Raw genomic sequence first — 10673 nt, forward strand, 5'->3', positions numbered from 1 at the left:
CTCTGATGCAGGAGTTGAGAGTTCCTGGAAGAGTCGTGCTCGAGCGATGGTAACCGTTCACCGACTCAGGCAGCGAGCGCGAGCTGAGATTCGGGCACGGAGGGCAGGAGAGAAGGCCCGCGCGAGCCTCGGCGGTGCGCGCCGAGATGGTGTCTGCGCGCCGAGATGGCGAGATGGTGTCAAAGGACTCAACGGAGGACTTGGAGTTGGCCCACGGGGTGCATCTGGCCGGGCGGAGTGCACGTGGGGGTTGGGGATGGGCTGGCCGTTGAGGATGTTCCAGGAGGAGGGTGTCTATTTCGTCACGTCCAGGTGCTACCAGGGACGGCTGTTGCTGCGTCCCAGCGCGGAGATGAACGAGGTGGTGGGAGGCGTACTGGCGCGAGCCGTCCAGCGCAGCGCCGGCACCGTCCGGCTGCACGCCTTCACCTTCGCTTCCAACCACTTCCACCTGCTGGTGTGGGCGCGGGGAGCTTCTCTCGCCTCCTTCATGCAGTACCTGCGCTCCAACCTGTCCAAGAAGGTGGGCAGGCTGGTGGACTGGAGTGGCGGCTTCTGGGAGAGGCGCTACTCGGCGGAGCCGGTGTTGGACGACACGGCCCTGGTGGGCCGGCTGCGCTACGTGCTGGCCCACGGGGTGAAGGAGGGGCTGGTGGAGAGGAGCGCCGGGTGGCCGGGCCTGACGTGTCTGCCGCAGTTGCTGGGGCCGGCGCGGCGGCTGTTCCGGTGGTTCAACTGGACGAAGCGCTGGAGCAAGAGGGGAAGCGAGGAGCTGGCAGTGGGGGAGGGACGCTTCGCCGAGCAATGGGCTGAGCCCGTGGAGTTGGAAGTAGCGCCCCTGCCGTGCTGGAAAGGACTGCGGGAGGAAGAGAGGCAGCGTGCGGTGCGGGCACTGGTGGAGGAAGTGGAAGTCGAGGCGCGCGCGAGGAACAAGCCCGTGCTTGGGGCGAGAGCGGTGAGGGCCCAGCACCCGCATACCCGGCCTGAGCACCTCAAGCGCAGCCCGCGACCTCTGGGGCATGCCTCCACGCGCCAGGCCCTGCGGCAGTTGCGTGAGCAATACCGTGGCTTCGTCGCGGCGTTCCGAGAGGCGGCGGCTCGCTGGGGGCGAGGGGAGTTCTCAGCGCCCTTTCCTCCGTTCTCCTTCCCGCCGCGGGTGGTGCCAGGTTGCGTCGCTCAAGTTCTTTGACACCCTCTCGGGCCACACGCCGCACCTTGCCGGTCCCGTCGTCCTCGGTCCGCCCGTTCATGACCAGGTCCAGCGTGACTTCTCCCTCGAGGTCCCCGCTCATCTGGAACTTGCCCAGCAGCTTGCCGGTGAAGGTGCCGTTGGGGATGTCACGCAGGTTGAGCGTCAGCTCGGGCTGTGCCGCCGCACGCAGAAGAGGAGTGACAGGGACAAAGCCTTAGCGCCACGGAAGGAGGAGATGTGCATGGCTGCTATCTACCGTGGCTCGGGGGATGGATGTGGAGTGGGGGCCTTGACGTCCCTGCAGAGAGCGCAGCCAGGCCGTCAGGGCCTCGGCTCGGGGGCGGGTCACTCCACTGCGAGATGATGAGGGCCCGGAGCCTCCACGAGGGAGTGCTCCGGGCCGTTACCGCGAGGGGCTAGCGCGTGCCGCTCACTGGCACGCGGCGGGCACCGCGAAGCCGTTGGTCGGCGTGGTGCTGGTGGAGCCGCCGGAGACGGCGTCGGTGCCCAGGCCGAAGGCGGCGAAGGCCTTCCACAGCGTGCAGACGTCCGCGCCGCCATTGATGGAGGTGGCCGCCTGGATGATGCCGTCACGAACCTGGGTGAAGGTGGGGCTGCACGGAGTGTTCTTCAGGCCCTGGATGAAGTACCGCATGAAGCGCTGGTTGCCCGCGGTGCCCGTGGCCGCGTAGAGGTCGCTGCTGAAGCCGTACTGGTTCACCAGCGCCCAGTACGCTTCCCACATGCCCTGGGTGAATACCGAGCCCACCCCGTGCGGCACGGCCATGCCGTTGATGCTGGAGTACGTCCAGGTGTTGACGGTCGAGCTGGTGCTGTAGCGCTGGGTGCGGATGCCCACCCCCGTGGTGGGCTGGTTCAGCGCGTACGTGCCCATGCCGCGGCCCAGCGCCCCGGTGTCCGTCGAGCGCGCGGTGAACCAGAGCGCCAGCAGGTCGCTGATGCCCTCGCCCGGCTGCTGGCGGTTGGAGAGGCAGGACACGTTGCTGGGGCCGCCCACCAGGCGGTTGGAGATGCCGTGGCCGTACTCGTGGACCATGATGCCAGAGTCCAGGTCTCCGTCCTTGTCCGGCGTGGGCGCCGTCCAGATGTACATCTGCATGCGCGGGCGCGAGCCGTCCGGCGGCGTGGAGAAGTTGGCGTTGTTGGTGCCGCTGCCGTCCTGGGCCTCGGCGCGCACGTCGTCATTGCCCAGGCCGCCCTTGCCGTAGTTGTTCACCTGGAAGTTGCCGGCCGCCTCGTTGAACCCGTACTGGTACGTGACGTCGTGGATGATGTTGTTCCAGTAGAACAGGTTGGTGACGGCCGCCGGGATGTACGTGGATGGCGCGCTGGAGAGGTTGAGGGTGAAGCTGCACTCCAGCGTGGAGCCGCAGCTCGGCTGAGTCGTGGGCGGCAGGCCGTCGTTGTTGCTGTCCTCGTACGCGTGCACGTTGTTGCCGCGCAGCGTGGTGTACTCGGCCCCGGCGGCGCCGTTGGTGTCATGCCAGCCGTAGGGCGAAGCCACGGTGTTGGCGGGGTTGGTGACCACCACCCGGCCGTCCGAGGGCGGCAGCGGCGAGGTGTGGTTGGGGCTCTCCACCGGCGCCGGGTAGACCTTGTAGGAGTCGGAGGCCACCCAGTCGAAGCGCGTCCACACCTCGCCCGTCTGCGCGTCCACCGTCACGTCGTAGTCATGCTGCTGGTCGGGGGTGTGGACCTGGAAGTGCCACACCAGCCGCGCCTCGCCCCGGCGCACCGGCAGCACCGCCAACTGCGCGTCGATGGGCTCGCGCGACAGGCCCTCTACCTCCACGCGCGTGCGCTGCCGCGCGCCCGGCTGCGCCTTCAGCGACTTCGGCGCGCGCTCCAGGCGCACGCCCAGGTGCTTGGCGATGCTGGCCACCGCCTGCTCGGCGCCCAGGCGCGGCTCCACGCCGGCGATGGACGTGTCCATCGAGGGCAGGAAGTCGCTGTGCACGCTGAGCACGCGCCCCTCGCGGTCCACGTTGATCTGCAGCTGGGCGTTGTAGACGGGCAGGCCCTTGTGCGTCTGCCGCAGATAGAGGTTCGTGATGCCGCTGTCCTCCGAATAGACGCGGTCGGTCAGCTCCAGTTGGGTCAGGTCACGCTGCTCCAGGCCCAGGGCCTGACTGTGCTTCATGACGAAGTCCAGGCCGATGACCAGCGCCTCGCCGCTCTGCGGCTCGGACAGGGCGCCCACCGGGTTGGTGAGCGAGCGCACCAGTCCGTTGGACTCATCCACCTCCACCAGCAGCTCCGGTACGCGCTGGCGCAGCGCCGCCGCCGCGGACTGCTGGGCCCGCGAGAAACCGAACCGCGCCTGGGCGTTGTACGCGCTGCGTGCGTCGAGGTGGCGCTCCTCGCCGCGGGAATGCTCGTCCTGCGCGACGGCCAGCGCGCTGGAGCCCGCGAGGGCCCCCGTGAGGACGACGGCGGGGACAAGGCGCTTCCGGAAGTGACCCGTAGACATGGCGTGCTCCAGCACTGGGGGTGAACGCCCCGGGAGCGGGGCGGACTGCCGAGACCCAGAGGAGCACACTTACCGTGAAATAATCAAAATTAATCAGGAAAAGCAGAAAAGTCTTTCAAGGCCGGAATATGCGGGGGCTCCCATGTCTCGAGACGTCGAGTTGCAGTGTCGTTGCGGAAAGATACACGGATGGCTGCGCGAGGCAGCGCCAGACACGGTGAACCGCGTCGTCTGCTACTGCGACGACTGTCAGGCGTTCCTGCACCACCTCGGTCGCGCCGAGCTGCTCGACGAGCACGGCGGCTCGGATATCGTGCAGGTCGCCCCCTCGATGCTCTCGTTCGATCGTGGCATCGAACTCGCCACTGCCGTGCGCCTCACGCCCGAGGGCCTCTATCGCTGGTACGCGAGCTGCTGCAAGACGCCGCTCGGCAACACGGTGTCGTCGCGGCTGCCGTTCGTCGGGATCGTCACCGAACTGTTCCAGCAGGCGCCGAACGCACGCCCGTGTGACGAGGTCTTCGGCGCGCCGCGCGGTGGGCTCCTCGGCAAGTTCGCGATCGGCAACCCTCCGCCCGGGTTGGTGAAACCGAACGTGCGCCTGCTCGCGCGAGCGATGCGCATGGTGCTCGGCTGGAAGCTCCGCGGCAGGACGTGGCCCCATCCGTTCTTCGACCGCGCGAGCGGTGGTCCGAAGTACCCGGTCACCGTGCTCTCCACGGCCGAGGGTGACGCGCTCCGCGCGCTGTGTGGTCCGCGTCCCGCCCGCGCGTGACCGCGGGCCAGGAGAGCTACCTGTCCATGGTGGCCAACCGCACCAACGACATCACCAAACAGCTCACCATCTTCTCCACCAATCTTCCTGCCGCTGTCCTTCATCACGGGCTTCTTCGGCCAGAACTTCGACGTCCTCTCCCACCGGGGCTTCTTCTGGTTGATGCTGGTGTTCGTGTTTGCCCTGCCCACGGGGCTCATGTTCTGGTTCCGGCGCAAGCGCTGGCTGTGACCCGCGCTGCCTCCCTCCTGCCCACGAGCGTCCATGCCTACCCTGAGCGTCGATGGCGTCCCCCTGCACTACCGAGACGAGGGCCAGGGCCTGCCCGTCCTCCTCTTTCACGCCTACTCCCTGAACGCCGACGCCTTCCTGCCCCAGGTGAAGGCCCTGTCGCACCGCTACCGTTTCCTGCTGCCGGATGCCCCGGGGCACGGACGCAGCGGCCTGGGCGAGGTCCCCACGGAGATGTCGCGCATCGCCCGCAACGGCCTGGCGCTCCTCGACGCGCTGGGGCTGGACTCGGTGGTGGTGGGCGGCGTGTCCATGGGCGGCTACGCCAGCATGGCCTTCCTGCGTGAGAACGCGGGCCGCGTCCGGGGACTCGTGCTGGTGGACACCTTGCCCCAGGCGGACGACGCGGCGGGACACACGCGGCGCGAGAACCTGGCCCAGGACGTGCTGCGCGAGGGCCATGATGCCGTCCTGCGCACCCTGCTGCCGCGCCTGGTGGCCGCCGGTCCGGACTCCGTCGTGGGCCGCGAGGTGGCGGCGCTCATCCGCGCGGCCCGGCCCGAGGGCATCGCCGCGGCCCAGCGGGGCATGGCCCTGCGCTCCGACAGCCGGGATCTCCTGGCGCGCTACGCCGGTCCCTCCCTCGTCGTGGTGGGCGACAAGGATCCTCTCACCACGCCGGACGAGGTCCGGCAGATGGCGGACCTCATCTCCGGCGCCCACCTGGAGACGGTTCCCGACGCCGCACACCTGCCCAACCAGGAGCAGCCCGAGCACTTCAACGCCGCGCTCGACCGCTTCCTGTCGGGGTTGTGAGCCGCGGCCTCACGGCGCGCAGGTGACGAGCGCGCTGTCCATGGTGCACGTGCCGCAGGAGCGCACGCGCACCAGCGTGCCCATGCTCCCCCAAGCAGGAGAGGAGGGAGCGAGCGAGGCATCCCAGGCAGGGGTCAGCAAGGAGCCGAAGAAGGAGAGGAAGCCACGAGCGGACCAGGCGGAGTTGCCGAGGAGAACGTTCGCGTGGGACGTCTTCACCTGTGCGTGCTGTGGAGGCAAGCGCCGGGTGTTGGCGTACCTGACGGCACCCAACGCAGTGCGCGCCATTCCGCAGCACCTGGCACTGCCTACGCGGCTTGCTGCCGCTGGCTGCAGCCCAGGGGCCACCCCAGCAGGCGTGGTGTTGAGCCTCGAGCAGTCACGCTGCCAAGGACGCCCACGCCCCTGCTGCCTCCCCCTGGGGGGCCACCTGGGCCGACGTGTGCCCAATAGGGCTGCACCGTCTCTCCACCAGCACGGCGCACAGCCCGCCTGTCACCCGTCAGCAGTCCTCCTCCACCTCTCGGTTCCAGCCCTCCCCCTCAACAGGTCCCCCATCCCGCTTATACGCTGGCGAACTGGAACGTGTTCTAGGTACGGTCTGCGGGATGACCACAGCGCAGGCGAGCAGGACCGAGTCCATGGTGCGGATCGTGATCGCGTACATCGTGGCGATCGCCGCGGGTGCTGCGTGGTTCGCGTGGGGTCCCGAGACCGCGTGGCTGTGGCTCGACGGGCTGATAGCCGACCTCATCGCGACGCTGGTGATCTTCGGCGCGAGCCGGCTGCACCACAACTCGAGCTTCTACGACGCGTACTGGAGCGTGCTGCCGCCGCTGCTGATGCTCGCCTGGTGGGTCGAGTCCGGGACACCGGCCGACGAGCCCCGCGCCTGGCTCGTGATGGGGGTGATCGTGCTGTGGGCGGTCCGGCTCACGGCCAACTGGGTCCAGACCTTTCCCGGACTGCACCACGAGGACTGGCGCTACCCCATGGTGCGCGAGCGCGCCGGCAGGGCCGAGGCGGCGGCCGACCTCATGGGCATCCACGTCTTCCCCACGCTGCAGGTGTTCCTCGGCATGCTGCCGGTCTACGTCGTCCTCACCCGCACCGGCCGCGACCTCGGGTGGCTGGACGCGCTGGCGGTCGTCGTGGGCGTGGGTGGAGTGGCGATCGAGCTCGTGGCCGACATCCAAATGCACCGGTTCATTCGGACCCGCAAGCCCGGCCAGGTGATGGACCAGGGTCTGTGGGCGTGGTCGCGGCACCCCAACTACTTCGGCGAGGTCAGCTTCTGGGTCTCGCTCGCGATCTTCGGCATCGCCGCTGACCCGGATGCGTGGTGGGTGTTCGCGGGAGCCGCCTGCATATACGCGATGTTCCAGCTCGCCAGCATCCCGATGATGGAGCAGCGGAGCCTCGAGCGCCGGCCGGCATACGCGGCCGTCATCGAGCGAGTGCCGCGCTTCGTGCCGCGTCCACCGCGCCGCGTCCGCACCGGCACATGACCCAGGACGTGCAACACGGCGGACGTGGTGAGCGCTCCGACTCATGGGCGGCCACGTCGGACGCGGGCCTCTCGGTGGGCATGTCCTGTCGGTTTCAATTCGGAGAAGCCGGGGAGCGGAAGATTCGGAGCGTGGACGTGCACGTGCGCTTTGGAGGACCGCTGCCCGAAGGGCGAGACGTACTCGCATCGTTCGAGCCGTGATTCAGCCCGCTGTGTGCTTAGACTGGCCGCATGGGACTCTTGACCTTCAGCATCAACGTCACCCTGGACGGCTGCGTCGACCACCAGGAGGGAATCGCCGACGACGAGACACACGCCTTCTTCACCCGCCTCATGGACGAGGGCGGGGCGATGCTGTGGGGCCGCGTCACCTACGAGATGATGGAGAGCTATTGGCCGGCGGTCGCCCGGGGCGATGAGTCGGCGCCGCCAGCGATGCGCGAGTGGGCGCTCAAGCTGGAGGACAAGCCAAAGTACGTGGTGTCGTCGACGCGAAAGGACTTCCCGTGGACCAATAGCCACCACATCGTCGGCGACTTACGCACGGCTGTGCAGAAGCTCAAGGATGCAACCCCGTCCGGCGTGCTCCTCGGTAGCGGCAAGCTCGCGACCGAGCTGGACCGACTGGATCTGATCGACGAGTACAAGTTCCTCGTCCACCCCAGGATCGCCGGCCACGGCCCGACCCTGTACCAGAGCGGGCTGCCCAGCACACGACGGCTCGAGCTGGTCTCGGCGAAGCCGCTCCGCTGCGGCGCGGTCGCCATGCACTACCGGCGCGCGCTGACCCCAGCACAAGCTTGAGCACGTGGTCCGGGTTCTTTCCCCGACACTCTGGCGCTTCCAGCATGGGGGCACTCCGGGCGGCGGAGTTCGACTCGCACGGAATGGTCGGCATCGGGAAGGTCTATGATGGGTACTCTCACCCAAGCAGGTGCGGAGGAGGCGAACGAGGCGCCCCAAGCAGCGGCCAGCAAGGAGGTGCTGAAGGAGAGGACGCCGCGAGTGAATGGGGCCGAGCTGCTCAGGAGGACGTTCGACTTGGACATGCGGGGCCTGGAGCAGGAGGCCGCGCGGCTCGAGTCCCTGGCCTGGGAGTTGGACTCACGCGCGGACTCGCTGGAGCGCCGCGCGCGGGAACTGCGCTAAGTAGGTCGCCAGAAGTTCTCTAACAAATCGCGCAGCCAGAAGCCTTCGGCGAGGCAGCCCGCCTTGCGGAGGGCTTCCTGGGCAGAGAGGCCCAGTACCCATTGGATGGCGGCGTCGACGTGCTGCTCCACGGTAGGGTACTGGCGATTGGCCGATACGAGCTGCTTGAGTGGACGCCACAAGTGGTCCATGCAGTTGAGCTCCGAGTGCTGCTTGGGCAGCAGGAGCAGATGGATACCGAGGCGGCAGGCCAGCTGCTGGGACTTCTGGGCGGTGTGGCAGCTGGCCCTGTCGAGCACCAAGAGCAGCGGGCGGCCGGGGTAGGCGGCGCGCAGCGTGCGCAGAAAGGCCATGAAGTCCTCCTGCCGGCTGCGCCTGGTGGCCATGACGACACGCCTGCCGGTGCGCGGGTTGATGGCGCCCCAGAGCGTGCGCTTGGCATTTTCACCTGTAATGGGCACCACTGCCTGCTGACCGACAGGAGCCCATACGGCGCGCAGCGGTGGAAACCAGCGCAGCACCGTGCTGTCCATGACGAGCAGCACCGCACGGGGGAACTGGCGTTTGAGGCGCTTCAAACGGCGGACAAGGCCCCCTTTTTCTGCCCTGGATGGGGCGCCGCCGTCACGTACACATACCGGGGTCGCTTCCACGCCAGCCCCGCCTCGTGCAGTCGGCGACGCAGCGTGCGGGGGATACCTCGAAGCCCTGCCTCTGCAAGTGCGAGCGGAGCAGCGGCACCGTCCAGCCATGGCTCGCCCAGCCAGCCCTCTCTGGACTGCTGCGCACTACTCGACGCAGGCGCCTGCTGGTGAGGCGCGGGGCTTTTCTGGGCCGGCCTGAGCGCGGGGCATCCAACAGCGCTGATGGAGTGCGTGCTGCAAGGTAGCGCTCAAGCCAGAAGTAGACCGCTGGTCGACTCAGGGCTGCCAGGTGCGCGACCTCACCCGGGCCCTTGCCCTCGGCGATGAGCTTGATGGCCAGAAGACGACGGAAGTAGCGGGCGTCGCGCGCCTGCCGCAACGCCCGCTCCAGCTTCCGCCTGTCGTATGCTGTCAGCCCCAGTTCGGCAGGGCTCCTTGCCGGTCGCATGCTCCAGAAGCTGTGCATGCGGCCGGAATTTGTCTCGGAACTTCTGGCGACCTACTTAGTTCCCGCAGGAGACGTCCTCCTGGGGAAGTCGTCCGTTCAGCAGGAACGTGTTGGACACGCCGTCCACGCAGGTTGAGCCCTGACCGTAGACATAGTGGCCACCCGCGTCGACCTCGACGAACGTCGCGCGCGCTCCGAGCGCCTCTCGCATGCCCAGCCCGGATTCCCATGGAGTCGCGTTGTCGCGCCGGTTCTGCAGCAGGAGGATGTTGTGCGCTCCCTGGCGGGTCACCTCGACCGGGGCCTCGCGCGGAGGGGTCTTCCAGAAGGCGCACGGCCAGATATTGAACGGCATGCCGGCGGTGAGCGGATGGGTGGCCCGGTCCTCGGCGGTGTTCTTCCTGTAGACCTCGAGGTCCGTGGGCCAGCTCGCGTCGCCACACATGAGCGCCAGGAAGACAGCCGTCTGATTGTCGGCGGGGACGTCCGTCCTGGCCGGGCCCTGGGCGAAGACCTGCTGGAGCAGCGCGGCATCCTCGGCGGTGGGAGCTCCGGCGGCGAGGTGGGCAATGGCTCGCCAGGACTGGACGAGGAGCGGAAGCTGCTCATCCCTTTGCAGCAGGACGTAGGTGACGGAGCGGAACAGACCCCCGGTGATGCGCGCGCTCGTTCCGGGAACGGACGCGGGGGTCGCGTCGAGCCGATTCGCCAGCTCGAGGTACGTCGCCGTCACCTCCTCGATGCTCGTGCCGAAGTGGACGGTGTCGTTGTTGGCCGCGGCAAGGCGGGCGGCATCGGGGAACCGGCTGGCCATGCCCACCCCCCAGTAGCGGGCGAAGCCATACCAGACACTCGTGGGATCCACATTGCCCTCGAGCACCATCCGGTCGGTGTTCTCGGCGAACAAGGACGCGTACACGGCCCCCAGGTAGGTGCCGTAGGACTGGCCCCAGTAGGAGATCTTCCCTTCCCCCAGCGCCTGACGGATCCGATCCATGTCGCGGGCGGTGTTGGCGGTGGTGATGAAAGGCAGGACATCGCCCGAGGTGGATGCGGCACATCGAGTCGCGGTCTCGCGAGCGAGGGCGACGTTCGCGTCGATCGAGCCATCCGCGGCGGGGTACGGGAAGAGGTCGGTGAAACCGACGTCGGTCAGCCCGCAGGTGACCGGAGAGCTGTGACCCACACCGCGGGGGTCGAATCCAATCAGGTCGTAGTGGTCGAGGACCTCGGAAGACAACACGGTGGCGAGCAGGCTCGGATGATCGAGTCCTTCGAGCCCCGGTCCACCCGGGTTCAACAGGAGAACGCCTCGTCGGGAGTCCGGCCTGGCGGTGGCGATTCGCGAGACCGTGAGTTCGAGGGTGCGCCCTTCCGGGTGCTGATAATCCAGTGGGACCTGAAGGGTCGCGCACGT

Annotated in this window: 12 protein-coding genes; 7 read left to right on the forward strand and 5 right to left on the reverse strand. The window is 68.2% G+C overall.

Features of this window, described 5'->3' with window-relative positions:
• Positions 1-256: 256 nt before the first annotated feature.
• Positions 257-1189, forward strand: coding sequence for a transposase (locus tag F0U63_RS08035; protein WP_395845294.1), 933 nt, complete (start codon positions 257-259; stop codon positions 1187-1189).
• Positions 1190-1622: 433 nt separating this feature from the next.
• Here the strand turns inward: F0U63_RS08035 and F0U63_RS08040 are convergent, their stop codons facing one another.
• Entirely contained in the window at positions 1623-3683 is a 2061-nt protein-coding gene (locus F0U63_RS08040; RefSeq protein WP_395845295.1) for a M36 family metallopeptidase, read from the reverse strand.
• Positions 3684-3825: 142 nt separating this feature from the next.
• Here F0U63_RS08040 and F0U63_RS08045 point away from each other — a divergent pair, with 142 nt between their 5' ends.
• From F0U63_RS08045 to F0U63_RS08055, 3 genes are all read left to right on the forward strand, one after another.
• A complete protein-coding gene (locus F0U63_RS08045) occupies positions 3826-4458 on the forward strand; it encodes a DUF6151 family protein (protein WP_395845296.1) in 633 nt (210 codons plus the stop codon).
• A gap of 102 nt (positions 4459-4560) precedes the next feature.
• Positions 4561-4689, forward strand: a complete 129-nt coding sequence (locus tag F0U63_RS08050; RefSeq protein ID WP_395848337.1) for a hypothetical protein — start codon at positions 4561-4563, stop codon at positions 4687-4689.
• 33 nt (positions 4690-4722) lie between these two features.
• Positions 4723-5505: an alpha/beta fold hydrolase gene (locus F0U63_RS08055; RefSeq protein WP_395845297.1), complete on the forward strand. Its 783-nt coding sequence runs from the start codon at positions 4723-4725 to the stop codon at positions 5503-5505.
• 9 nt (positions 5506-5514) lie between these two features.
• On the opposite strand, the gene F0U63_RS08060 is transcribed toward F0U63_RS08055, so the two are convergent.
• The gene (locus tag F0U63_RS08060; RefSeq protein WP_395845298.1) at positions 5515-5793 is read right to left on the reverse strand and encodes a hypothetical protein; all 279 of its coding nucleotides are present in this window, start codon (positions 5791-5793) and stop codon (positions 5515-5517) included.
• A 353-nt stretch (positions 5794-6146) separates the two neighbouring features.
• On the opposite strand from F0U63_RS08060, the gene F0U63_RS08065 reads away from it, so the two are divergent.
• The 3 genes from F0U63_RS08065 (at position 6147) to F0U63_RS08075 (ending at position 8164) form a co-directional block, all read left to right on the forward strand.
• Positions 6147-7013, forward strand: a complete 867-nt coding sequence (locus F0U63_RS08065; RefSeq protein ID WP_395845299.1) for a DUF1295 domain-containing protein — start codon at positions 6147-6149, stop codon at positions 7011-7013.
• 233 nt (positions 7014-7246) lie between these two features.
• Positions 7247-7819 (forward strand): dihydrofolate reductase family protein, encoded by a 573-nt coding sequence (locus F0U63_RS08070; RefSeq protein ID WP_395845300.1) that lies wholly within the window; start codon positions 7247-7249, stop codon positions 7817-7819.
• Between the two features lie 105 nt (positions 7820-7924).
• Entirely contained in the window at positions 7925-8164 is a 240-nt protein-coding gene (locus F0U63_RS08075; RefSeq protein ID WP_395848557.1) for a hypothetical protein, read from the forward strand.
• Here the strand turns inward: F0U63_RS08075 and F0U63_RS08080 are convergent.
• From F0U63_RS08080 to F0U63_RS08090, 3 genes are read right to left on the reverse strand one after another with little or no spacing between them, the layout of a single operon-like run.
• Positions 8161-8742 carry a transposase gene (locus F0U63_RS08080; protein ID WP_395841548.1) on the reverse strand — a complete coding sequence of 194 codons (582 nt, stop codon included), beginning with the start codon at positions 8740-8742 and terminating at the stop codon, positions 8161-8163. The genes F0U63_RS08075 and F0U63_RS08080 overlap by 4 nt on opposite strands.
• A gap of 46 nt (positions 8743-8788) precedes the next feature.
• Positions 8789-9274: a helix-turn-helix domain-containing protein gene (locus F0U63_RS08085; RefSeq protein ID WP_395845301.1), complete on the reverse strand. Its 486-nt coding sequence runs from the start codon at positions 9272-9274 to the stop codon at positions 8789-8791.
• A 37-nt stretch (positions 9275-9311) separates the two neighbouring features.
• A complete protein-coding gene (locus tag F0U63_RS08090) occupies positions 9312-10556 on the reverse strand; it encodes an alpha/beta hydrolase (RefSeq protein ID WP_395845302.1) in 1245 nt (414 codons plus the stop codon).
• Positions 10557-10673 lie beyond the last annotated feature (117 nt).

It is taken from the genome of Cystobacter fuscus (assembly GCF_044360685.1).
Taxonomy (GTDB): domain Bacteria; phylum Myxococcota; class Myxococcia; order Myxococcales; family Myxococcaceae; genus Cystobacter; species Cystobacter fuscus_C.